The sequence below is a fragment of the Mesorhizobium sp. P2_E10 genome (genome assembly GCF_056404235.1).
Map to the genome: position 1 here is coordinate 1 of NZ_JBFUEK010000003.1, position 24,124 is coordinate 24,124.

Consider the following 24,124-nt stretch of genomic DNA (forward strand, 5'->3'; position numbering starts at 1 on the left):
GCGGGGGCTTGGGCAAACCCTGCGGCAAAGGCGGCGAACGCACGTCCGAAGGCCTCAGGATCGAGCAGGCGCAACAGCCGCGAGAAGGTGTCATGGCTGGGCGCCTCTTCATATTCGATCAAACGCGATAGCGCCTGCTTGCGCTCTTGCGCGAACAACGAAAACTCCGTCGCGTTGGTCGCGCCACACAGGCTTGCCGCGATCATCATCACGATCAGGTCGCCAAGCCGGTGCGTGGCGTTGGCTGCGCGYGGATCTGGCACCGCGCCGAAATAGCTCTCAAGGCTGGAAATGGCAGTCGCTCCTTCGCTAAGACTGCCTTCCCAAAGAATCCCTTCTCAAACCAACTTCAAGCCCAAAATCCCCATATGCGATTCCCCTGCCCTTGAGGGGAGGGTGCCGAGCGAAGCGAGGCGGGTGGGGTCCTCTCGCGTCGAGCACTGCCGCAGCGACCCCACCCGTCTATCCGCCTTCGGCGGCTGTCCACCCTCCCCTCGAGGGGGAGGGGAGCCACTCTACTTTCCACCGCCCCGGCAGGCTGATAGGCTCGGCTCGTCTGCGGAGGAGACGGCGATGGCGATTCATCTCGACGAGTTGAAAAATGCCACCAATCTGCGCGGTCGCGGCCTGCGCAACGGCGGCACCTTCGTCGCACCGCTCGACGGCCGGGCGCATGTCTCGGGCGAGCGTATCGTGCCGCTGCTGCACCAGACCATACCCGCACTGTTTTCCGACACCGTCAGCAAATACGCCACGCAAGATGCTGCCGTCTTCGTCGATCAGGACAAGCGCTTCACCTGGAGCGAACTGTCGGACACGGTCGACACGCTGGCCGCCGGCTTCCTGGCGCTCGGCCTCGAAAAGGGCGACCGCGTCGGCATCTGGTCGCCCAACCGCTGGGAATGGCTGGTGACGCAGTTCGCCACCGCCCGCATCGGCCTGATCCTGGTCAACATCAACCCGGCCTACCGGCTGACCGAGCTGGAATATGCGCTGAACAAGGTCGGCTGCAAGGCGCTGGTAACAGCGGCCAGTTTCAAGACCTCCGACTATCTCGGCATGATCGAGACGCTGGCGCCGGAGATTGCAACGGCCGTCCCCGGCAAGCTCAAGGCGCAGAAACTGCCGGCACTCAAGATCGTCATCCGCATGGGCGACGAGAATTCGCCCGGCATGTTCAATTTCGCCGATGTGCTGTCGATGGCCGGGCGCGACGAACATGACAGCCTCGATCGCATCTCCGAGGGATTGAAACCCGGCGAGGCCATCAACATCCAGTTCACTTCCGGCACGACAGGCGCGCCCAAGGGGGCGACGCTGACCCACAACAACATCGTCAACAACGGCAATTTCGTCACGTCGGCGATCAAGCTCACTGTCGACGACCGGCTGTGCATCCCGGTGCCGCTCTATCACTGCTTCGGCATGTCGATGGGCACGATGGGCTGTGTCACCAAGGGCGCCACCATGGTTTTCCCGGGCGAGGGTTTCGATGCCAGCGCCACGCTGAAGGCGGTGGCGCAGGAACGCTGCACCGCTCTCTACGGCGTGCCGACCATGTTCGTCGCTCTGCTCGACCATCCGGATTTCCAATCCTTCGATCTCTCCAGTCTGCGCACCGGCATCATGGCGGGCTCGCCATGCCCGATCGAGGTGATGAAGAAGGTGGTGTCGCTGATGCACATGGCCGAGGTGACCATCGCCTATGGCATGACCGAGACCAGCCCGGTGTCGTTCCAGAGCAGTGTCGACGACCCGCTGGAAAAGCGCGTCTCGACCGTCGGCCGCATCCACCCTTACGTCGAGGTCAAAGCCATCGATGCCGATGGCGCCACCGTCGCGGTTGGCGCGCCGGGCGAGCTCTGCACGCGCGGCTATTCGGTGATGAAGGGCTATTGGGACGACGAGCAAAAGACCCGCGAGGCCATCGACTCGGACGGCTGGATGCACACTGGCGACCTCGCCACAATCGACGCCGAGGGCTATTGCAACATCGTCGGCCGCGTCAAGGACATGGTCATACGCGGCGGCGAGAACGTCTATCCCAGAGAGGTCGAGGAGTTCCTCTACCGCCACCCCAAGATCAAGGAAGTGCAGGTCTTCGGCATTCCCGACGCCAAATATGGCGAGGAGCTTTGCGCCTGGATCGTGCTGAGACCTGGCCAGATCGCCACCGAGCAGGAGATCAAGAACTTCTGCGCCGGCCAGATCGCCCACTACAAGATCCCGCGCTACATACGCTTCCGCACGGAATTGCCGATGACGGTGACCGGCAAGCCGCAGAAGTTTCTGATGCGCGAGGCGATGGTCGAGGAGCTTGGGTTGGTGACGCAGAAGACGGCGTGAGCATAGCCTTTCCCTAGGGCTCGCAGCAACGCACAGGGCTTGAATGAGCGGTTTCGCACGATCGGTGACGTCTTATGCGATGCCCTTGGCCGCGCTGGCGATGGCCGTCGCAGTCAGAGCCAGCGGGCTGTCGGTAGACGTAGGTTCGCCGAGCGTCAGGATCCTTGTCGGAGCGCTTTCGAGTGCGATCATGTTCGTCACCATTTTCGTCGTGCTCGACCACGCCGAAGCGGTGGCCCACCGCGTTGGAGAGCCCTACGGCACGTTGGTGCTGACTTTTGCGGTGACGGCAATCGAAGTGTCGATCATCGTTTCCATGATGCTGCATGGAGAAAACAACCCAACGCTTGCGCGTGAGTCCGTCTTCTCGACGGTGATGATTACATCCACCGGCGTTGTCGGCCTGTGTCTCACGCTTGGCGGCTGGCGTCATCGCAAGCAGGTGATTGTCCGGCAAGGGACCAGCGCCTATCTGGCGGTCCTGGCCGCGCTGACCGTGATGACGCTCATTCTGCCGACCTACACGCGAACGACGGATCCCGGCACCTTTTCGGCGGCTCAGCTCGGATTTGTGAGCGTACTCTCAGTCCTGCTTTATGCAGCTTTTGTGTTCGCGCAGACTGTCCGGCACCGGGACGACTTCGTCGAAGGACAGGCAGACGATGTTTCGATCCGAACGTCCTCCCGCCAAAGCATTACTTCCAGCGTTCTGCTCCTGTTGATCGGGCTGATCGGAATTGTCATGCTCGCCGAGCAGGTCGCCGCAGGTGTCGAGGATGCGCTCGTTACCTACCAGGTGACCCAGGCTGACGCTATTGTGGGGGCAATGATCGCGGGGTTGGTTTTGATGCCAGAGGCCATTTCGGCGGTCCGTGCTTCACTCAACAATGAGCTGCAGCGTGGCTTGAACGTTGCGATGGGTTCGGCTTGCGCCACCATCGGTCTGACAATACCGGCGGTCGCAGCCGCCAGCCTGCTGACGGGAAGAGGGCTGACCTTAGGGCTCCCGGAAACTGACACAGTGCTTTTGATTTTGGCGCTGTTCATATGCAACGTAAGCTTCAGCACGGAACGAACGACATTCCTGACCGGCATGGTCCATCTTGTCGTGTTTCTTACTTATGTGTTTCTGATATTTGTGCCGTGAAGGTTGCGGAAGCGGCGCCGCAGCGAGACTGGCGCCGACGCAGTGGGGCCTCTCAGGATCGGCGGCACCCATGGAATTTTCTGGCCCCCATGTCACACTGGCACCCCCTGGCTCGTCATGGTCTCGCAACCATCAGAAGGAAGCCAATCATGACTGTCAGACTTGAACCCTTTGCCGCCGCCCCTTCGCTGATGAAGGAATGGCAACGCGCATCGATCGCCATTGCCGCCAGCCTCGAGCCGGGCCTCGCCGAACTGGTGGAGATCCGTGCCTCCCAGATCAATGGCTGCGCCAATTGCATCAACATGCACACGACCTATGCCCGCGAGAGGGGAGAAACCGAGCAGCGCATCTACTTGCTGCCGGCCTGGCGCGAAGCGCCCTGCTACACCGATCGCGAACGGGCAGCCTTGGGCTGGACCGAAGCGCTGACGCGGATCTGCGAAGGCCACACCCATGTCGCCGCCTACGAGGCCCTGAAAGCCCAGTTCACGGGGGAAGAGCAGGTGCAACTCACCTTGATGATCAACATCATCAATGGCTGGAACCGCATTGCGGTCGGCTTCGGCGGCTTCGCCGATCCGGCAGCGGTGAAGGCCGCTTCCAGAGCGCTTACTGCGCAAGCGGCTGCTGCCAAGGCGGTCGCGGCTTGACGGCGAAGCCAACGCTTGAGGACGCAGCGGCGGAATTCGATCCGCTGCGTCCAAAACTCATGCGCGTCGCCTACCGCATGCTCGGCTCCGTCGCCGACGCCGAGGATATGGTGCAGGAGGCCTTTATCCGCTGGATGAGGGCCGACCGCGCAGCGGTGCGCGAGCCGGAGGCGTTCCTGCGCCGCACGCTGACCCGCCTCTGTCTCGACCAGCTCAAATCGGCGCGGCGTCAGCGCGAGACCTATATCGGTCCCTGGCTTCCCGATCCCGTCGTCGAAGAAGACGAGGTGGAAGACGTCACCTTGCCGCTGATGCTGGTTCTGGAGCGTCTGTCTCCGCTCGAACGCGCGGCCTTCCTGCTGCACGATGTGTTCGGCCTCGGCTTCGAGGAGGTCGCCGAGACCATCCAGCGCGACCCTGCCGCCTGTCGCCAGCTCGCCGCCCGGGCGCGCAGCCATGTGCGGGACGCCCGGCCGCGTTTCCAGATGGAACGGCAACGGAGCCTGGCGCTTGCCGAGGCCTTTTTCGCGGCCTCGCGCAGCGGCGACATGCAGGCGCTTGGCAGCATGCTGGCGGCCGATGTCAGTGCCCATGCCGACGGCGGCGGCAAGCGCCCGGCGGCGATCGAGGCGATCCTCGGTTTCGACGCCGTCCTCAAGCAATACGCTTACATAGCGAGCCTGATCCCGAAGAACGGCTCAAAACTTGTCCGCGTCGGTTTCGTCAACGGACTGCCGGGTTTTGTCACGCTTGAAGCCGATGGCGAACTGCAGACCACCGCGCTCGAAATCGAGGACGGAAAGATCGCGGCGATCTATGTGGTGCGCAACCCTGACAAGCTGAGGCATCTGCATTAGTCTGGATTGCAGGCGATCCGTTTTTCGAGGCCGAGCTCACATCGCCGAACGCGGCCCCGCCCTAAGCCCCCAGCTCCGTATTCACGCCCAGCGCCTCTTCCGCCTCATCGTCGTCCGGAAGGATCTCGCCGTTCACTAGCGCATAAGATGTGACGATCCCTGTTAACCATCGATTAACTATGCGGTCGCCTTTATCTCGATGTTGGAGCATACTGATTTTGGCAGCGAACAAGAGAGCGATTGTCTGACACGAGCGCCTGTCACTTCGACCGTGCGCGACAGCCGAAATCAGAAAAGAAGCGACGGAAAACCGTTGTCTCCCAGGGAGGCGCCATCATCAGGTTTGATGAGGAGCGCCAAATGCAGATCGAAGAAGCAGTCACCGCAGCGACGGCAGAAGCCAGCCCGCTTCTGTCATGCCTCGGCCAGCCCGTCATCGCCTACCATGTCGCGGCAATCATGAGAGAGACGGACGCCGAACACGCCCGGACGATGCAGCTCGCATTGATGCGGCGAAGCATCGAGGCTCTCGTCGATGATGGCTTGGAGAGCGTCGAAGCCGAACTCTTTGCATCACAGTTCCAAGGTCGCGTTGGCTTGACCTGGGAACTCCTGCATTTGTCCGACGGCGCGCCGCACTGACCTCTACCAAACTGGCCTCGATGGCCGCTTGCGGCCGGCCTAACACCAGCTCTGAGAGACGCCGCCATACCTTGGCGCGGGACAAGCTCGATGTCGCCGACCGGTTATTCCATGACTGCTTTGGGTCAACAGCAGGCTTAAGCCACCCCTCAAGCCGCCAGCACCGCCGCGTCCAGCCCGCGAATGATCTTGGCCAGTTCTACGCACTCGTCATGCCGGACCTTGTTGCGCCGCCATGCAAGGCAGATCGTGCGTTGCGGCATCGGCTCCTGGAACGGCACAATCTTCAGGTCGCGCATGCTGCTGGCCGGCCCTGCCGCCATTTCCGGGATGAGCGTGACGCCGAGACCGTGCGCCACCATCTGCAGCAGTGTCGTCAGGCTGGTGGCGCCATAGCTTGCCATCGCCACCGGGCGCACGCTGCCGCAGACGGCGAGCGCCTGTTCGCGAAGGCAATGGCCTTCCTCCAACAGCATCAGCCTTTCCAGCGCCGGGCTTTCTGGCGGCACCGGCGGCGAGGCGAAAGCGGGATCGCCTGATGGCACGGCAAGAAAGAAGCGGTCGGCGAAAAGCGCCTCGGTGATCAGGCCGGGATGGTCGAGGGGCAGGGCGGCGATGAAGGCATCGAGCTTGCCCGAATTGGTGTCGTCGAGCAGTGCTGCGGTCACCGCTTCGCGCAGTTCGAGCTGCAGCGCCGGGAAATGCCGTTTCAGCTCCGGCAGTACATGCGGCAACAGATAGGGTGCCACCGTCGGGATGATGCCAAGCCGGAAGCGGCCTTCCATGGCCGGGCGGCCGCGCCGCGCCGTGGTCTCGATCTCGCGAATGTCGGCAAGGATGCGCTCGATGCGCGGCAGCATGACCAGCGCCTCGTCGGTCATCCGCACCGCTTTGCCGCCGCGCTCGAACAGCCGGCAGTTGAGCCGCTGCTCCATCTCGGCGATCTGCGACGATAGCGCCGGCTGGCTGACGCCGGCGAGTTTCGCGGCGCGGCCGAAATGCAGCGTCTGCGCCAGCGCTTCGAAATAATGCATCTGTCGCACGGTGAGGCCAATCATAAGAAAAAACTATCGCAACAAACAGGAAAGGCAATTTGTTTTTATCGGCTAGGCAGCCTAGTCTGGAACCATTCCAGAGTGGCGCGGCCCAAGGCCCGCCCGGGAAATCAGCGAATCGGAGAGCAAGATGGACGCGAACACTGACGATCCCAGCGCGGGCAAATGCCCGGTCGTGCATACGACAATTGCCAGGGCCAACCGCGACTGGTGGCCAAACCAGCTCAACGTCCAGGTTCTCCACCAGCAATCGCCGCTGTCCGATCCGATGGGCGAGGCGTTCGACTATGCCGAGGAATTCAAAAGCCTCGACCTCGACGCCGTCATCAAGGACCTGCATGCGCTGATGACCGACTCGCAGGAGTGGTGGCCGGCCGATTTTGGCCATTACGGCCCGCTGTTCATCCGCATGGCATGGCACAGCGCCGGCACCTACCGCATCGGCGACGGCCGTGGCGGCGCCGGAGCCGGCCAGCAGCGTTTCGCGCCGCTGAACAGCTGGCCGGACAACGTCAACCTCGACAAGGCCCGCCGCCTGCTGTGGCCGATCAAGCAGAAATATGGCCGCAAGATCTCCTGGGCCGACCTGATGATCCTGACCGGCAACGTTGCTTTGGAATCGATGGGCTTCAAGACCTTCGGCTTCGCCGGCGGCCGCGCCGACGTCTGGGAGCCCGAGCAGGACATTTATTGGGGTCCCGAAGGCAAGTGGCTGGCCGACGAGCGCTACAGCGGCGACCGCGACCTGCAGAACCCGCTCGGCGCCGTGCAGATGGGCCTGATCTACGTCAACCCGGAAGGGCCGAACGGCAACCCGGATCCGCTGGCCTCGGCGCGCGATATCAGAGACACCTTCGCCCGCATGGCCATGAACGACGAGGAGACCGTCGCGCTCATCGCCGGCGGCCACACCTTCGGCAAGACCCATGGTGCTGGCGATGCGGCTCTGGTCGGTGTCGAGCCGGAAGGCGCCGACATCGAGCAGCAGGGCCTCGGCTGGGCCAACAAGTTCGGCACCGGCAAGGGCGGTGACGCCATCGGCAGCGGTCTGGAAGTGACCTGGACCACGACCCCGACCAAGTGGAGCAACGACTTCTTCGACAATCTGTTCGGCTTCGACTGGGAACTGACCAAGAGCCCGGCCGGCGCGCATCAGTGGACGCCGAAGGGCGGCGCCGGTGCCGGCACGGTGCCGGATGCGCACAACGCAGGTAAGCGCCACGCGCCCGCCATGCTGACCTCGGATCTCGCGCTGCGTTTCGATCCGTCCTACGCAACGATCTCAAAACGCTTCCATGAGAATCCGGACCAGTTCGCCGACGCCTTTGCCCGCGCCTGGTACAAGCTGACCCACCGCGATATGGGTCCGCTCGTGCGCTATCTCGGCCCGTTGGTTCCCAAGGAAGAGCTGCCCTGGCAGGACGTCATTCCGGCGGTCGATCATGTCTTGATCGACGAGCAGGACGCTGAAGCGCTCAAGGCCAGGATCCTGGCGTCCGGCCTGTCGGTATCACAGCTGGTCTCGACGGCCTGGGCGTCAGCCTCGACCTTCCGTGGTTCCGACAAGCGCGGCGGTGCCAATGGCGGGCGCATTCGCCTCAGCCCGCAGAAGGACTGGGCCGTCAACCAGCCGGCGGAACTGGCCAAGGTGCTCGACAAGCTTGAAGCGATCCAGAAAGACTTCAACGCTTCGCAGTCCGGGGGCAAAAAAGTCTCGCTTGCCGATCTGATCGTTCTCGGCGGCAATGCCGCGATCGAGAAGGCCGCCGGCCACAGCGTGGATGTTCCGTTCTGGCCAGGCCGCATGGATGCCTCGCAGGAGCAGACGGACATCCACTCCTTCGCACCGCTGGAACCGACAATTGACGGCTTCCGCAACTATGTCAGCGGCAAGCAGCGTCTGTCGCCCGAGGAGGCGCTGGTCGACCGCGCGCAGTTGCTGACGCTGACGGCGCCCGAACTGACGGTCCTTGTCGGCGGCCTGCGCGTCCTCGGCGCCAATGCCGGGCAGTCGAAGCACGGCGTCTTCACCAGCCGGCCGGAAGCGCTGAGCAACGACTTCTTCGTCAATTTGCTCGACATGGGCACCGAGTGGAAGGCGACGACGGACGCCAAGGACGTGTTCGAGGGCCGCGACCGCAAGACCGGCGAAGTCAAGTGGACCGGCACCCGTGCCGACCTCATCTTCGGTTCGCACTCGCAGCTGCGCGCCATCGCGGAAGTCTATGCGACGGCCGACGCCAGGACGAAGTTCGCGAAAGACTTCGTTGTGGCATGGACCAAAGTGATGAACGCCGACCGCTTCGACATCGCCGGCTGATCCAGCCAGAGATCTGTCTCACAAAAAAGGCGCGGGCCGTGGCCCGCGCCTTTTTCACATTCGGGCTTCGAAGATCAGTCTTTTTCGAAGATACGTGCCTTGGCTACCACGCCGGCGATGGCGCCACCAATCAGCGGTGCGACGATGAACAACCAGAGCTGTTTGAGCGCGTCACCGCCCGTAAACAGTGCCGGGCCGATCGAACGCGCCGGATTGACCGAGGTACCGGTCACAGGGATCATGGCGAAGTGAATGCCCGCCAGCGTCAGGCCGATGACCAGCCCGGCGAATGCCGTCGAGTGCTTTTCCGCGGTCACGCCAAGGATCACGGTGACGAAGGTGAAGGTGCCGATCAACTCCCACAGGAATGCCGAGCTGACGCCCCATTTCGTAACGTCCCAGCCATTGGCGCCGAAGTTCGCGATGGGCTCGCCGGCTTTGCCGGAGACGATGATCAACAGCGCCAGCGAGGCCAGGATGGCGCCGATGATCTGCGCGATCCAGTAGGGGATGACATCCTTGGCAGGCAGCCGGCCGGCAAGGAAGACGCCGAGCGTCACCGCCGGATTGAGATGCGCGCCCGAGATCGGGCCGATCGCATAGGCCGCCGCAATCAGGCCGATGCCGAACGCCAGACCGATGCCTTCCTGGCCGAGCGGCAGCGCGCCGCCGAAGCCGCCCGTCACCACCGAAGCCGTGCCGATGAACACCAATAGAAATGTACCAAGAACTTCCGCCAGATAAGTCTTCATTGCCCTCTCCTCGTATCGATCCGCGGCTCCGCTTTTCCGCGACGCGAATCATGCCGGGGAGAGTATTCCCAACGGAAAAACTTGGAAAGCAGAGCGGTTGCGCCGCCGCTCATGCTTGCAGTCGCCAGTTGCGAACATTAGAGACCTGTCATCTATTGAGCGGTCTGTCGTTGCAGGGACATATACTGGTCGGGAAGCTTCGCCGGCCTCAATTGGCATTGCCTGACCCAGCGAGGCGAAGCGGGGTTCAAACCGGGCGCGAAAGGCTCTAAGAGCAGGCCGGGAAGATCATGTGCTCGATTTTGGTGGAATGACGAATGCGACTGGGCGGACGGCTGGCGGCAGCCATCGAAGTGCTGGAAGACATCAGCCGGCGCCACCGGCCGGTGGCCGACGCACTGAAGGACTGGGGCCTGTCGCATCGCTTCGCCGGCGGCGGCGACCGCGCGGCGATCGGCAACATCGTCTACGACGCGCTGCGCCACAAGCGTTCCGCCGGCTGGCTGCTCGGCGATGACACGCCGCGCGCCGTCGGTTTCGGCGCCCTGCTGCTCGAATGGAACCAGACGGCGCAGTCGCTGAACCAGGCGCTCAACGGTGACAAGTTCGCGCCGCCGCTTTTGAGCGAAGAGGAATTGAAGGCGCTCACCGAGCGCCGGCTTGCCGATGCGCCGCCGGCGGTGCGGGCCGACATTCCCGACTGGTGCGCGCCGCTGCTCGAAGCAACCTTCGGCGAGACATGGGTCGACGAGGGGGCCGCCCTTGCCACACGTCCGCCGCTCGACCTCCGGGTCAACACGCTGCAGGCCGATCGCGCCAAGGTGCTGGCCGAACTGACTGATACCGGCGCCAAACCAGCACAGATCGCGCCATACGGCATCCGCATCCCGCCGATCGATGGCGATGGCCGGCATCCGAACGTGCAGGCCGAACCCGCCTTCCAAAAGGGCTGGTTCGAGGTTCAGGACGAAGGCTCGCAGATTGTAGCCGCATTGGCTGGCGCCGAGGCCGGCATGCAGGTGCTCGACTTTTGCGCCGGCGCCGGCGGCAAGACATTGGCGCTGTCGGCGGCGATGGGCAACAAAGGCCAGGTGTTTGCGCATGATTCCGAAAAGGCGCGGCTGGCGCCGATCTTCGACCGCATGCGCCGCTCGGAAAACCGCAACGTGCAGATCGTCACCAAGCCTTCGGAACTCACCCCGCTCACCGGTCACATGGACATCGTCCTGGTCGACGCGCCATGCACCGGCAGCGGCACCTGGCGGCGGCGCCCCGACGCCAAATGGCGGCTGACGCAAAGACAGCTCGATGCGCGCAAGGGTGAGCAGTCGGCGATCCTCGATGCCGCCAAAGCCTACGTCAAGCCGGGCGGCCTCCTGGTCTACATCACCTGCTCGGTCTTCGATGAGGAGAATGGCGAGCAGGTCTCCGCCTTCCGGGAACGCAACAGCGGCTTTGTCCCGGTCGATCATCGCGCGCTTTGGGACGGCCGCTTTCCAGACCACGCGGCGGCTGCACGGGTCGGAGAAACCGGCGATATTTCCTTGTCGCCGGCGCTAAGCGGCACCGACGGGTTTTACTTCTGCGCGCTGCGCCGGGCGAACTGACACCACGGTTGACATCTCGCCCCGGCGCTCCAATTCCGGTCTGCGGTGCTGAAGCCGCCAAACGGGGGACCTCCTTGCAGAAATACCTGTCGCTTCTGTTTTTCCTCGTTCTGGTGCTGGGTGCCGGCCTGCTGATCGGCTACGCGACCTTGCCGGGTGAATGGTATGCATCGCTCGCCAAGCCGCCCTTCAATCCGCCGAACTGGATCTTTGGCCCGGTCTGGTCGCTGCTCTATGTGATGATCGCCATCGCCGGCTGGCGAACCTGGCGGCACGATCCGGACGGCACGGCGATGAAGGCCTGGGTCGCGCAGTTGTTCCTGAACTTCCTGTGGTCGCCGACCTTCTTCGGCACCAAACTGATGGGGCCGGCTCTGGTGGTCATTGTGCTGCTGCTTGCCAGCATCCTTGTCTTCATCGCCCGCAGCCGCGACCGGGCTTCCCGCTGGCTGTTCGTGCCCTATGCGGCGTGGGTGGCTTTCGCCACTCTGCTCAACGCATCGCTTCTCTGGTTGAACTGACCTCTTTGCTGCAGTGCAGCAAATGAGATTGCCTGCCGCTTCTGCCTCTGCGATAAGCTTTGGGTAGAGAAGTGAAGGCAACGGCCATGGCAGCAAAGATCGTACCCGCCCCGGACTATGAGGATCGTGTCAGGACCTCCTTTGCCCGCCAGAAGGCGATGGCGACCATCGGCGCCGAACTGACGCTGGTGACGCCCGGCATCATCGAGATCGAGATGCCGTACTCGGCGGCACTGACCCAGCAGCATGGCTTCCTGCATGCCGGCGTCATTTCGACGGCGCTGGATTCTGCCTGCGGCTATGCCGCGTTTTCGCTGTTGCCGGAAAGTTCCAGCGTGCTGACCATCGAGTTCAAGGTCAATCTTCTGGCGCCGGGCAGGGGCGAACGCTTCCTGTTCCGCGGCTCGGTCACCAAGCCCGGCCGCACCATCATCGTCGCCGACGGTCAGGCCTATGCCTTTACCGCCGACGGCGAAGCCAAGCTGATCGCCACCATGACCGGCACGATGATGACGGTGGTGGGCCGTGATGGGATTGCGGGCTGATCCGATGGGTGATGTTGTGCGCATCGGCGGCAAGTCCGTTCTCTTCGTCATGGCGGCGCAGGCTGAATACGGCCCGCATTTGCAGCGCCTGTTCACGCCGCTGATGACCGGCGTCGGGCCGGTCGAGGCCGGCGTCAGGCTGGGCGCCGAACTGTCGCGGCTGAAGTCCGAGAAGGCACTGCCGGATCTGGTGGTGTCGCTCGGTTCGGCCGGCAGCCGGACACTGGAGCAGGCTGAAATCTATCAGGCCATCTCGGTCGGCTATCGCGACATCGATGCCTCGCCTTTGGGTTTTGAGAAGGGCGCCACGCCCTTTCTCGATCTGCCGGTGACCGTGCCGCTGCCGCTCCGGATTCCTGATATCAGGCAAGCGACGCTGTCGACCGGCGGCGGCATCATTTCCGGCGCCGCCTACGATGCCATCGCCGCCGACATGGTCGACATGGAGACCTTCGCCTGCCTGCGCGCCTGCCAATTGTTCGGCGTGCCGCTCATCGGCTTGCGCGGCATTTCCGATGGCGCCGCCGATCTCAGGCATGTCGGCGACTGGACCGAATATCTGCACGTCATCGACGAGAAGCTGGCGGGCGCCGTTGGGCGGCTCGAACAGGCGATCGGTGACGGCCTGCTCGGCGCTTGACCGCAACCGATCAGGCCGCAAGGCGTTCCGGATCGCCGAAATCGATGCGTGAAATGCGCCCGCGCACGGTGCCGGTCGCGTCGACATAGTCGATGGCGCCCGGCGTGTGGTCGAGTTTCCAGGCGCCGGTGGGGCCGTCCTGCCATTCGACCTTGTAGCCGTCGTCCTGCAGCGTCCAAAGCCCATGGAAACGGGTGCCGTCCGGCAGCAGCATGTGCGCACGGGTCCCCGTTTCGTAGTGGATGAAGGCGCTCTTGCCGCCCATATCGATGACATGCGTGGTGCCGATCATGATAATGGCCAGCGTATCCTTGTTCAGAATTGTCATTGTCCCTGTCCAAAGGTTTGAGTTCGAAAACGCTCGACGCGATGGAAATCGTCAAGTATCTTGACTATATGGAGTCTCAAGAAAATGGTCAAGGAGCTTGACGAAAAAACCGACGCTTTGCCCGACCACGTCGGCTGGCGGCTGTGGCAGGCGAGCCGTGCCTGGCAGGCCGAGTTCGCCGCCGCGATGCGCGCCGCCGGCCATGGCTGGTTCACTGAAGCGCGCGCCGGACTGCTTGGGCACATCCCCCGCGGCGGCACGCGCCAGTCGGCACTGATCGATCGCTCGGCGATCTCCAAGCAGGCGGTTCAGCAATTGCTCGACGGCCTGGAAGCGGACGGCGTGCTGGAGCGTCTGCCCGATCCCATGGATGGTCGCGGCAAGCTTGTGCGCTATACCCGCAAGGGGCTGGACGCCTTGCGCGACGGCGACCGCATCAAGCTGCAGATCGAACAGGGCTACATCGCCCGTCTCGGCCAGCAGCGCTTCGCGGCGTTGATGGACGCCTTGCGCTCCCTCGACGCGGGGCAGGCGCACGCATTGGAGAAACCCGTCGGACCTCGAGACGAAGCACCGGAATCGAAGTGAGAGGCGCGGCTTTCTAACCCATTGCGCCGACTCATTTCTTTCTCTAAACGCTCGCCATGAAGACAGCCAATCACCCCGACACCGTCCTGATTGTCGATTTCGGCAGCCAGTTTACGCAGCTCATCGCCCGCCGCATCCGCGAGGCCGGCGTCTTTTCCGAGATCGTGCCGTTCCAGTCGGCCGAAGCAGCGTTCAAACGCATCAATCCGAAAGCCGTCATCCTCTCCGGCGGCCCGGCCTCGACCTCCGATATCGGCAGCCCGCGCGCGCCGCAGATCGTCTTTGACGCCGGCGTACCGGTGCTCGGCATCTGCTACGGCCAGATGGCGCTCTGCGTGCAGATGGGTGGCGTCGCCGAGAGTTCCGATCACCGCGAATTCGGCCGCGCCTTCGTCGAGATCGAAAAGGACAGCCCGCTGTTCGAGGGCCTGTGGGCGCCCGGCCAGCGCCATCAGGTGTGGATGAGCCACGGCGACCGCGTCATCTCGCTGCCCAAGGGCTTCGAGGTCCTGGGAAAGTCGGAGGGCTCGCCCTTCGCCATCTTCGGCAACGTCGCGCGCAGGATGTACGGCATCATGTTCCACCCCGAAGTGGTGCACACGCCGGACGGCGCAAGGCTGCTGCGCAACTTCGTCCACAACATCGCCGGCATCGAGGGCGACTGGACGATGCGCGCCTACCGCGAGCACGCGGTCGAGACCATTCGCAAGCAGGTCGGCAAGGGCAAGGTCATCTGCGCGCTATCGGGCGGCGTGGACTCCTCGGTTGCGGCCTTGCTCATCCACGAAGCGGTCGGCGACCAACTGACATGCATCCTTGTCGACCATGGCCTGATGCGCAAGGACGAGGCGGCAGGCGTCGTGGCGATGTTCCGCCAGCACTACAATCTGCCGCTGATCCTGGTCGATGCGTCGGAAAAATTCATCTCGGCGCTGGAAGGCGAGTCGGACCCCGAGAAGAAGCGCAAGACCATTGGCCGGCTGTTCATCGAGGTGTTCGAGGAAGAGGCCAAGAAACTCGGCGGCGCCGATTTCCTGGCCCAGGGCACGCTCTACCCCGACGTCATCGAAAGCGTCTCCTTCTCCGGTGGTCCGTCGGTGACCATCAAGTCGCACCATAATGTCGGCGGCCTGCCCGAGCGCATGAACATGCAGCTGGTCGAGCCGCTGCGCGAACTGTTCAAGGACGAGGTGCGGGCGCTCGGCAAGGAACTCGGCCTGCCCGACAGCTTCATCGGTCGCCATCCGTTTCCCGGCCCCGGCCTTGCCATCCGCTGCCCGGGCGGCATTTCCCGCGAGAAGCTGGAGATTCTGCGCGAAGCCGACGCAATCTATCTCGACGAGATCCGCAAGGCCGGCCTCTACGACGCCATCTGGCAGGCCTTCGCCGTGCTGCTGCCGGTGCAGACCGTCGGCGTCATGGGCGACGGCCGCACCTACGAATTCGTCTGCGCGCTGCGCGCCGTCACCTCGGTCGACGGCATGACGGCGGATTTCTACCACTACGACATGACGTTCCTGGGTGCCGCCGCCACGCGCATCATCAACGAGGTGCGCGGCATCAACCGCGTCGTCTACGACGTGACCTCGAAGCCGCCCGGCACAATCGAGTGGGAATGATTCAGACCCACCCAAACGCCGCCGAGAACACGCCAATCTGCGACGTAACATGCTGAAAACAAAAATAAATCGTTCCGGGGACAATCAGCGACAATCGGTACGCACATAAGTCCGCATGGCGGATATCGGCTGCCTTGGGATATGACGCCTCGCAGACCCTGCTTGGCCATTCGGGCAAGAAGGTGATCCGCTGCCGAGCATCGTGCTACCGAGATGGCACAGCGCCACGCCTCGCGCAGCGCCTTTGAGTCACGCAAAAGGCTCGGAGGGAGAGCCGCCTACACGTCCGCCCTGAAGGTCTGCTTCTGCTGGCCGAGCCCTTCGATGCCGAGCTCGACCACATCACCAGCCTTCAAAAACACCGGCGGCTTCATGCCGAGGCCGACGCCGGGCGGTGTGCCGGTGGAGATAATGTCGCCGGGGTGCAGCGACATGAACTGGCTGAGATAGGAAACCAGATAGGCGACGCCATAGACCATGGTCTTGGTCGAGCCGTTCTGCATGGTCTTGCCGTTGACCGTCAGCCACATCTTCAGGTTCTGCGGATCGGCCACCTCGTCCTTGGTGACCAGCCACGGTCCGGTCGGCCCAAAAGTGTCGCAGGACTTGCCCTTGGTCCACTGGCCCTGACGCTCGGCCTGGAAGGCGCGCTCGGAGACGTCATGGGCGACGGCATAGCCGGCGACATAATCCAGCGCGTCGGCCTCGCTGACATATTTTGCTTTTCTGCCGATGACCACGGCGAGCTCGACTTCCCAGTCGGTCTTCTCCGAACCGCGCGGGATCAGCACGTCGTCATCCGGGCCGACGATGGCCGAGCTTGCCTTCATGAAGATGATCGGCTCCGACGGCACGGTGGCGCCGGTTTCGGCGGCGTGGTCGGAATAGTTGAGGCCGATACAGATGAATTTGCCGGTGCCGGCAACGCAGGCGCCGAGGCGCGGTTTCCCGAAAACGGCCGGCAGCGACTTCGGATCGAGCTTCGACAGCGCGGCGAGCGATGCCGGATCGAGCGCCTTGCCGCCGATGTCGGTGACATGAGCGGAAAGATCGCGGATCGTCCCATCGAGCAGGCCGGGGCGTTCGCTCCCGATCTCGCCATAGCGCAGCAGTTTCATCTTGTTCTCCTGATTGCGCGACAGACGGTAGCAAACTGTCCCATCGATGCGGCCAGCGGTGTTTGATCACCAGCGCTGGTGCACGTAGGGCTTGATGTCCTGGTCGTAGATATCCCGGATATTGCCCATGAGTTCGACGGACAGCGGCGCAAGCTCCGCGGCTTCGGCATTGGCGATGGCCTGCGCGGGATTGCGCGCGCCCGGGATGACCACCGTGACCGCGTCGAACATCAGGATCCAGCGCAGGGCAACTTCGCCATCGTCGTGTCGCCCGAAACGAGTGGCCGGATGCGTTCGACCACAGCCAGCCCGACTTCGTAAGGCACGCCCGAGAAAGTCTCGCCGACGTCGAAGGCCTCGCCGTTGCGGTTGAATTTGCGGTGGTCACTGTCCTCGAATTTGGTCTCGGACTTGAACTTGCCCGACAGCAATCCGCTCGCCAGCGGGACACGGGCGATGACCGCCACATTGTTCTTCTTCGCGAGATCGAAGAACAATTCAGCCGGGCGCTGCCGGAAGGCATTGAAGATGATCTGGACGCTGACGACGCCGGGATATTGCATCGCCTTCAGCGCCTCTTCGACGCGCTCGACGCTGACGCCGTAGTTGCGGATCTTGCCTTGCTCCACGAGGCGGTCGAGCCGCTCGAACACTTCCGGGTGGTAGTAGAGGTCTGTCAGCGGGCAATGCAGTTGCACGAGATCGAGCGTGTCGGCCTCGAGATATCTGAGGCTGCGGTCGATCCAGTCGGTCCGCTGGCGACCTTGCTGCCACTGTGCGAGCAGCGCGGCACCAGGATCATCATCGGTGGTCCCTACAATTCCGGCATCCTGGCGACAGGAGCGGTCAAGGGCGCGACCTTCAACACCCGGCTGGCGCCGGAACCAGTGCTGGAGCGTGTGCGGCGCATCGAGGTGATCTGCGCCCGCCACAATGTTTCACTGCCCGCGGCAGCCTTGCAATTCCCGCTGGGGCATCCCGCCGTTTCGAGCGTCATCCCGGCCGCGCGGTCGGTCGAGGAACTGACGCAAAACCTGGGCTATCTCAGAGAGGATATTCTCCCGGCTCTCTGGGTCGATCTCAAGGGAGAGGGGCTCATCGAGCTCGGCGCACCCGTTCCCGCAACGTGACAAACGACCTGAAAGATGGATGAGGCGGACCGGAAGAATCGCACTTTCGCGCCGCCTGAAGCTCCTTTGGAGCTATCGCTTGCGAACGTAATTGGTTGGTCGTGAGCCTAGTTGGTCTTTAACTGGCCGACGCGGTTTTCGGCAATCCAGCGGGCGGCAAGCACCAAAGCGCCCATACTGAAATCCTTGCCATGCTTGGCCACAAATTATCGACTACCCAAGTCATTGATTTTTTTGGCCCTGCGAAAAGCCGCGCTGTGACCGGCGGTGTCACAGCTTTCCTACTCCGTTGTGCCAGCTTTTTTTCTCCGCCGATTGGTGTGCGACTGCGCGACCGCCATTTGCAACTCGGGTGTGATCTCCAATGGCGCATTCTCTGCATCATGTGGGTTCTGTAGCCCTTGGACGTGGACAGTCGGAAATGGCAGTTCGATGCCCTGCTCCTTGAAGACCTGGCGCAGGCGCACATAGAATTTGCGTTTCATGCCGAAGGCGCCTCCGGGTCTGGTCATGGCCTTGACCCTCAATACGATGCCGTACTCGCCGAATTCCTGTACGCCCTGCATCTTGATCGGGTCGAGCACCCAGTTTTTGAACTCGGGATCTTCCGCCAGTTCGAGGCCGATCCGCTTGATCAGCTTACGGGCGAAGTCGATATCGGTGTCATAGCCGACGGTGATGTTGAATTTGTCGATGACCCAGTCACGGCTTTGGTTCTGGACTGCCCCGAGTTCACCGAACGGTATCGTGAACAGCGGACCACGATGGTGGCGCAGCTTCACCGAGCGCAGCGAAAAGCTTTCCACGGTACCCTTGTAATTGCCCGAGGAAATATATTCGCCGACCCGAAACGCATCATCGAGCAGAAAAAACACGCCCGAAATGATGTCCTTGACGATGGTCTGTGCGCCAAAGCCCACCGCGACGCCGACGACGCCGGCGCCGGCGATCAGCGGGCCGATCTGGATACCCAGCGAGGCGAGCATCATCAACACCGCCATCACGATGATCGATGCAAGCAGAATGTTCTGGAGGATCGGCAACAGCGTGTGCAGCCGCGCCTGTTGCGGATCGAGGATCGGGACCTCCTCCTCGCTGATCACAGGGTGCGGTGTTTCGATGCCCAGTTTTCGCTCGATCAAAGCCTTGATGATCGACCAGCCGAAATCGGCTGCGAGGGCAATGACGACCACATTGATCAAGCCGCGCAATATGAATGTCGTCGTCGTATCGCTGTCGCGCATGGATTGCATGTTCAGACCCCACACACGCGCGAGAAAGTAAGCCGCCGCCAGGATGAAAATCATTCGGATTGCGCGATCGATGACGGCGATCGTCACCGCCGGGATCGTAGGCCGGCCGGCATCTTCCGAACCCGGCCGCAGGACGAAATTAACCCCGCGCTGCGTCAGCACGACTGCCAAAGGCAGGAAGAATGCGGCGAAGGTAAACCAGAAGTACGTATAAAGGCCGCCGATGCGCTGCAGGAACAGGGTGACGAAATAAGCAGTCAACAACCATGTCGCTTCCATGTGACCGCTGTGGCGCGCACCGTCTCGCTGCATTCTTGGCCGACGCCAGATGGCAAGCAGCAAGAGCACCAGCAGCACGAAATCGGCGCCCAGTGAAAGGACCATCATTCCGTCCTGATCGATGCCGAGCCCCGGCAAGAGGATGAACGCGGCGCCAAAGAAGGCGAAGACGCCGACGATCCGGGGTAGCCAATAGGACCAATGGTCAGCCACTTCGTTGGAGATAGGCAAAGCACGAACCTCGACGGCGTTCTTGACGTTCATGAAGGAAGGGACGAGCGTGGCCATGACGTACAGGCGCACACCCCATGTAACGACTGCCGCCATCAGAAATGTCAGTACAATCTCGCGGATAAGCATTGGCCAGTCGAACAGCATGAACGCGCCGGCGCTGCCCAGTGCAAACGAGACGATGAGCATGCTGGAATAAAGCGCGCGACCACCAATCTTCTTGGCTCGCCCGATGGGTGTATCCTTCGACTGCGCGATAACCCAAAGACGAAATGGGCGGGTGACTTTGTACGTCGCCCAAGTGAGCGCCAGGCCGGCAGCGATGAACATCGCAATTAGGATCAATACGCTGACGGGCCCCTTGCTGGACATATCCTGCATGGTCTCTGCCCGAACGCGCGCGAACTGGCCTGGCAGCAGGGGCAAGGTCCGCACGATCCGTTCGATATGATGCCTGACCCGATCGAGCGTCGAGGACGCCATCGTATTCATCTGGCCGGGTGCGGCCGCAGCGTCGGACGATACGTCGGTCGGCGAAGCTCCCGTCTCGGCAGGCGTTGATCCGGCGTTCTGATTTCGTTGTTCGGCCACCCAGGCCTTCACCGACGGATCGTCGAGAAGCTCGAACAGCTGTTTGACCCTTTCAGGCGGGACGGTTGCCGGCGCCTGCGCCTGTGCCTGACCAGCCAACAAAAGGGCGAAACCAAAGACGAGCGGCCTGGCAATCAGGACAAACATCGCAGTCAGATCTCCGAGCCGGCGTGCCGGACGCGCCCCGTTCCTGGCTCCCAATCGTCGAATCATGCGTGGCATCGTGCTATAACCTTCCGGTCAAATCGGCGGGCAACGACATCTATGTCCATCGTTGCTCCTACCTTGAACAAGCCGATCTTGTGGTGCAAGACGTCATCGTTCCTAGCTAGACCGTTGGGCAGGGCACCTTGGCGTTGGCGGTGTTTATTTAGCCGCCGGGGGCAGGGGATTCCGGCCTTGGCCTAGGCCTCCAGCCGCTCTATGGACTAGGCATCCGTGATGCAGGGCGCAGAACGCCCGGCACCGGAATCCCAGGCCAATGCTACGAGGGCATCAGCGCTTGCCATTCAGCCTGTCTTCAAGTCTTTTTTGCCTGCCTCTAATTCGCCCCGTTCTTGACAGGGCAGTGCTGCCATCCGATGCCGTCATCCGTTTTTCGACATTCGCCGACTCTTGCCGAAGAGAACGAAAGCTCGATGATCCAGGACAATGATACCGCAGGCGGTGTGGTACCGATGTTCAATGCCGAGCAAACCATCGGCGCAACGCTTGCCAGCATCCGCAGGCAGACCTATCAGGTACTGGATGTAGTCGTGGTGGACGATGGGTCGACGGACGGATCGGCGTCGATTGTGACGGATCAACGGATCTTGTTCTATCTTCGAACCAGGCGCGGGTAAGACGGCGTGGCGCATAGTCCCTTGGTTTCAATCGTGGTCCCTGCGCGCAACGCGGAGGTAACGCTGGCGCGCGCACTCAATTGCCTTCTCGATCAGGAAATTGTGGATTGGGAGGCGATCATCGTCGACGACGCCTCCACGGACCGCACCCCCGCGATCATCGCCGGTTATGTGGAGCGCGATGCCCGATTTCGGACGTTGAGCTCTTGCGCGCATAGCGCAGCCGGCGCGCGCAATAGCGGGATTTCGACAGCGCGCGGCCACTGGCTCATGTTTCTGGATGCGGACGATTGGGTGGATGCCAGCTTCCTTGCGAAAATGCTTGCCGCGCTGAAAACCGCTCCCGATGCAGTGGCCGCCTATTGCGGTTCTCGGCGCGTGATGCCCGATGGCGACCTCACCCCGTCGAGCATCTCAACGGAGGTTGCGATCCGGCCCTTCGAAACGCTCGCCCGCCGGTGTGCCATCCGCACGCACGCACTGCTGGTCGACCGGGAGACAATTGTCGAGTTGGGCGGTTTCGATGTGTCGCTGCGCACCTGCGAGGACTGGGATCTGTGGCAGCGCCTCGCACGTCTGGGCAAAAATTGGGTGCTGGTCGACGAGCCGCTCGCTTTCTATCGGGCCAGCCCCAATGCACTCTCCCGCAATTCAACGCAGATGCTGGTAGATGCGGAAATCGTGATCGCCCGCGGCTTTTCTGCTGATGCCAGGGTCAAACACCCGGCGTCAGCGCACGCCAATGGAGCGATTTCGGCGAACGGCGGCACCGCTACCGAAGCACTCGCGTGGTTCGCGTTGTGGAACGCCGCGTCGGATTGCGGCTGCGGCTCGCGCTCGATCGACCCGCAGTCCCTGCGCGCGCTCCCGGCAGGACGTAAGTGGGCGCGTGAGATCGCCAAGGTGGCCGTCGATGGCCTTATGGCAGGAAGCCTGTCGGTGCCAGCGCAATTGGCTGCCAGCTGGGACAGGTTCGGCGGCGCCATCACCGAGTTGATCATCGAACTCGGCAAGGTCTGGGACAATCCCGCAGCGGCTCGCCGCGTCCAGTATCACCTTGAGCAGATGCTTCTCGAGGCCGACGATCTTGCCGCGCCGCGTAGGCTGGCGCGGACACTTGGACTTCGCGTCGACGCTCGAAATCCGACCTCGATCGAACTTCCGGAAGGAATCGATCAAATCTATGCCTACCTGATGATGGATGGCCAGATCGAGGCTGTCGTGCAGTTCGGCGTAGTCGGGACAGTGACAACGGATCATTGGATCGAATTGATTCTGGATGTCGTGCCGCCTGAGCGGCTTTCAGACAGTCCCGCAAGGCTTGCGAGACGATCGCCTCTACCGCAAGAGGGCACCGGTGCCGACACGTCAAACACGCTTGCAGCCGAGGCATTGTTGTCCACAGCCGAACGCCGGTCCGATCCGGACGGTCACTTCGGCAAACTCGCCCAATTGGCCGCTGAAGCGCGGGAGCTGGTTCGGTCGAGCGCCGAACCAGCACAGCCTCCTGCAGCGCGGCGCCGAGCACGGGCCGCGGATAGGAATGATCGCACGGCGTTCTGGAACAGCTATTTCGCGACCGAGGATCCGTGGAACTACGGCTCGCTCTATGAGCAGGAAAAATATCAGCGGCAGCTCGAAATCCTGCCTGCCGGTCCCATCGGACGGGCGCTTGAGCTGGCCTGCGCGGAGGGCCACTTCACGCGGCAGCTGGCACCGCGTGTGAGCCATTTGACCGCAACCGACATCTCCGCCGTAGCCATCGAGCGGGCCTGTGCGCGATGCAGCGATCAGCCTAACATTGAGTTCGGCGTGCTGGATTTCGCCGCGGACACGCTGCCGGGTGAGATGGATCTGATCTTTTGTTCGGAAGTGCTCTACTATCTGGATGATCTCGCCGAGTTGCGGCGCATCACCAAAAAATTCGCTGAGGCGTTGACGCCTGGCGGCAGTTTCATCAGCGCACACGCATTCGTGCTGCGTGACAATGTTGAAAGGACGGGCTTCGACTGGAACACATTCGGTGCCCAAGCGATCTCAGAGGCGCTGGCAGCGACCGAAGGCCTCGTCTTGGAGCAATCGATCCAGACCGAGCTCTATCGCATAGACCGCTTCCGCCGCCTGTCACCGGACGACGAGGCGACGGAGCCGGTGATTGATCATGTGCCAATCCGCGCGCCCATCGAAATCGGGGTCGCGCGAAATATCATCTGGGGCGGGGCGCGGGCCTTGCGCCGCGAAGTCGCGCGTAACGAGCGGCGGCAGCGTATCCCTGTCCTCATGTATCACAGCGTCGCCGATGATGGTCCGGCCGCGCTTGCCCGTTTTCGGCTCACGCCCGCCGCATTCGCCAGCCAGATGGCCTGGCTGCGCGCCAATGGCTTTCACGCGATTGGGTCCGAGCAGCTGGAGGGGTTTATCGCCAACCGTCAGCCTTTCGCTGGCCGCCCGGTGGTCATCACCTTCGACGATGGCTTCCAGAATTTCGCCGACCACGCCTGGCCGATCTTGCGCGCCAACGACCTGACCGCGGAAGTGTTCCTGGTGACGGACCTCGTGGGTGAAACTGCAGGATGGGACGCTTACAGCGGTCCGCCGGCGCAGCTTATGGACGCCGGGACGGTGCGACGCCTCGCGGCCGAAGGTGCGTTCTTCGGTAGCCATATGGCAACGCATCGCGCGATCGATGGTCTGTCGAGTGCTGACCTGGCCGCCGAGCTCCTGCGCTCCCGTCTGTTCATCGAACGGTGGACTGGTCGGCCAACCACCGCGTTCGCGGCGCCCTTCTCTGTCACCGACCGACGGCTCGGCCGTCTGGCCCGGGAGTGCGGCTATCGAGTGGGCTTCGGCCGCAAACACGGGCCGGCGGACCACGATAGCGATCCCATCGACCTTCCGCGCATCGAGATTCGCGGCGACCGCTCGCTCGATGACTTTGTTGCCACTATCGAGGCCGTGCTCGATGAACGCTGAACGTGTCAGTGTCCCGCTCACAATGCGCAAGATACAATCGACGAGACGCGCCGTAGCCTAAGCGCACAGCCCCGTGCGCGCCGCCTA

21 protein-coding genes and 1 pseudogene are annotated in these 24,124 nt (G+C 62.7%); 15 read left to right on the forward strand and 7 right to left on the reverse strand.

Annotation, left to right across the window (positions count from 1 at the left end):
• Window positions 1-263, reverse strand: a 263-nt coding sequence (locus tag AC1D0N_RS09095) for a transposase family protein (protein ID WP_477243129.1), incomplete at its 3' end; no start/stop codon positions are given.
• A gap of 310 nt (window positions 264-573) precedes the next feature.
• Here AC1D0N_RS09095 and AC1D0N_RS09100 point away from each other — a divergent pair.
• From AC1D0N_RS09100 to AC1D0N_RS09120, 5 genes are all read left to right on the forward strand, one after another.
• The gene (locus AC1D0N_RS09100; protein ID WP_477243130.1) at window positions 574-2,346 is read left to right on the forward strand and encodes an AMP-binding protein; all 1,773 of its coding nucleotides are present in this window, start codon (window positions 574-576) and stop codon (window positions 2,344-2,346) included.
• A gap of 190 nt (window positions 2,347-2,536) precedes the next feature.
• Window positions 2,537-3,493 (forward strand): calcium:cation antiporter, encoded by a 957-nt coding sequence (locus AC1D0N_RS09105; RefSeq protein WP_477243131.1) that lies wholly within the window; start codon window positions 2,537-2,539, stop codon window positions 3,491-3,493.
• Between the two features lie 149 nt (window positions 3,494-3,642).
• Window positions 3,643-4,146 (forward strand): carboxymuconolactone decarboxylase family protein, encoded by a 504-nt coding sequence (locus AC1D0N_RS09110; protein WP_477243132.1) that lies wholly within the window; start codon window positions 3,643-3,645, stop codon window positions 4,144-4,146.
• Complete coding sequence (locus AC1D0N_RS09115) at window positions 4,143-5,003, forward strand: sigma-70 family RNA polymerase sigma factor (RefSeq protein ID WP_477243133.1); 861 nt, start codon at window positions 4,143-4,145, stop codon at window positions 5,001-5,003. Before AC1D0N_RS09110 ends, AC1D0N_RS09115 begins: the two co-directional genes overlap by 4 nt.
• 360 nt (window positions 5,004-5,363) lie before the next feature.
• Complete coding sequence (locus tag AC1D0N_RS09120) at window positions 5,364-5,645, forward strand: hypothetical protein (protein WP_477243134.1); 282 nt, start codon at window positions 5,364-5,366, stop codon at window positions 5,643-5,645.
• Between the two features lie 149 nt (window positions 5,646-5,794).
• Here the strand turns inward: AC1D0N_RS09120 and AC1D0N_RS09125 are convergent, their stop codons facing one another.
• Complete coding sequence (locus AC1D0N_RS09125; protein ID WP_477243135.1) at window positions 5,795-6,703, reverse strand: hydrogen peroxide-inducible genes activator; 909 nt, start codon at window positions 6,701-6,703, stop codon at window positions 5,795-5,797.
• A 127-nt stretch (window positions 6,704-6,830) separates the two neighbouring features.
• On the opposite strand from AC1D0N_RS09125, the gene katG reads away from it, so the two are divergent.
• Entirely contained in the window at window positions 6,831-9,020 is a 2,190-nt protein-coding gene (gene katG / locus AC1D0N_RS09130; protein ID WP_477243136.1) for a catalase/peroxidase HPI, read from the forward strand.
• A 74-nt stretch (window positions 9,021-9,094) separates the two neighbouring features.
• Here katG and AC1D0N_RS09135 read toward each other — a convergent pair whose 3' ends face one another.
• A complete protein-coding gene (locus AC1D0N_RS09135; RefSeq protein ID WP_477243137.1) occupies window positions 9,095-9,772 on the reverse strand; it encodes an MIP family channel protein in 678 nt (225 codons plus the stop codon).
• 317 nt (window positions 9,773-10,089) lie between these two features.
• Between AC1D0N_RS09135 and AC1D0N_RS09140 the strand changes: the two genes are divergently transcribed.
• From AC1D0N_RS09140 to AC1D0N_RS09155, 4 genes are all read left to right on the forward strand, one after another.
• Window positions 10,090-11,379 (forward strand): RsmB/NOP family class I SAM-dependent RNA methyltransferase, encoded by a 1,290-nt coding sequence (locus AC1D0N_RS09140; protein ID WP_477243138.1) that lies wholly within the window; start codon window positions 10,090-10,092, stop codon window positions 11,377-11,379.
• Between the two features lie 74 nt (window positions 11,380-11,453).
• Window positions 11,454-11,900 carry a TspO/MBR family protein gene (locus tag AC1D0N_RS09145; RefSeq protein WP_477243139.1) on the forward strand — a complete coding sequence of 149 codons (447 nt, stop codon included), beginning with the start codon at window positions 11,454-11,456 and terminating at the stop codon, window positions 11,898-11,900.
• Window positions 11,901-11,986: 86 nt separating this feature from the next.
• Window positions 11,987-12,445 carry a PaaI family thioesterase gene (locus AC1D0N_RS09150; protein WP_477243140.1) on the forward strand — a complete coding sequence of 153 codons (459 nt, stop codon included), beginning with the start codon at window positions 11,987-11,989 and terminating at the stop codon, window positions 12,443-12,445.
• A 4-nt stretch (window positions 12,446-12,449) separates the two neighbouring features.
• Complete coding sequence (locus tag AC1D0N_RS09155) at window positions 12,450-13,085, forward strand: 5'-methylthioadenosine/S-adenosylhomocysteine nucleosidase (protein WP_477243141.1); 636 nt, start codon at window positions 12,450-12,452, stop codon at window positions 13,083-13,085.
• 10 nt (window positions 13,086-13,095) lie between these two features.
• Here AC1D0N_RS09155 and AC1D0N_RS09160 read toward each other — a convergent pair whose 3' ends face one another.
• Window positions 13,096-13,413 (reverse strand): hypothetical protein, encoded by a 318-nt coding sequence (locus AC1D0N_RS09160; RefSeq protein ID WP_477243142.1) that lies wholly within the window; start codon window positions 13,411-13,413, stop codon window positions 13,096-13,098.
• 84 nt (window positions 13,414-13,497) lie between these two features.
• Here AC1D0N_RS09160 and AC1D0N_RS09165 point away from each other — a divergent pair, with 84 nt between their 5' ends.
• Together AC1D0N_RS09165 and guaA are read left to right on the forward strand one after the other, a co-directional pair.
• Window positions 13,498-14,001 carry a MarR family winged helix-turn-helix transcriptional regulator gene (locus AC1D0N_RS09165; protein WP_477243143.1) on the forward strand — a complete coding sequence of 168 codons (504 nt, stop codon included), beginning with the start codon at window positions 13,498-13,500 and terminating at the stop codon, window positions 13,999-14,001.
• Between the two features lie 56 nt (window positions 14,002-14,057).
• Entirely contained in the window at window positions 14,058-15,620 is a 1,563-nt protein-coding gene (gene guaA, locus AC1D0N_RS09170; protein ID WP_477243144.1) for a glutamine-hydrolyzing GMP synthase, read from the forward strand.
• 278 nt (window positions 15,621-15,898) lie between these two features.
• Here the strand turns inward: guaA and AC1D0N_RS09175 are convergent, their stop codons facing one another.
• Window positions 15,899-16,738 carry a fumarylacetoacetate hydrolase family protein gene (locus tag AC1D0N_RS09175; RefSeq protein WP_477243145.1) on the reverse strand — a complete coding sequence of 280 codons (840 nt, stop codon included), beginning with the start codon at window positions 16,736-16,738 and terminating at the stop codon, window positions 15,899-15,901.
• A 66-nt stretch (window positions 16,739-16,804) separates the two neighbouring features.
• Window positions 16,805-17,484: pseudogene (locus AC1D0N_RS09180) on the reverse strand (aldo/keto reductase); the annotation flags it as partial.
• Between AC1D0N_RS09180 and AC1D0N_RS09185 the strand changes: the two are divergent.
• On the forward strand, window positions 17,425-17,868 hold the full coding sequence (locus tag AC1D0N_RS09185; protein ID WP_477243990.1) for an aldo/keto reductase: 444 nt from the start codon (window positions 17,425-17,427) through the stop codon (window positions 17,866-17,868). The pseudogene AC1D0N_RS09180 and the gene AC1D0N_RS09185 sit on opposite strands and share 60 nt — an antisense overlap.
• Before the next feature lie 281 nt (window positions 17,869-18,149).
• On the opposite strand, the gene AC1D0N_RS09190 is transcribed toward AC1D0N_RS09185, so the two are convergent.
• Window positions 18,150-20,369 (reverse strand): mechanosensitive ion channel family protein, encoded by a 2,220-nt coding sequence (locus AC1D0N_RS09190; protein WP_477243146.1) that lies wholly within the window; start codon window positions 20,367-20,369, stop codon window positions 18,150-18,152.
• A gap of 491 nt (window positions 20,370-20,860) precedes the next feature.
• On the opposite strand from AC1D0N_RS09190, the gene AC1D0N_RS09195 reads away from it, so the two are divergent.
• Window positions 20,861-21,064 (forward strand): glycosyltransferase, encoded by a 204-nt coding sequence (locus AC1D0N_RS09195; RefSeq protein WP_477243147.1) that lies wholly within the window; start codon window positions 20,861-20,863, stop codon window positions 21,062-21,064.
• Window positions 21,065-21,070: 6 nt separating this feature from the next.
• A complete protein-coding gene (locus AC1D0N_RS09200; protein WP_477243148.1) occupies window positions 21,071-24,037 on the forward strand; it encodes a trifunctional glycosyltransferase/class I SAM-dependent methyltransferase/polysaccharide deacetylase in 2,967 nt (988 codons plus the stop codon).
• The last annotated feature ends 87 nt before the right edge of the window (window positions 24,038-24,124 follow it).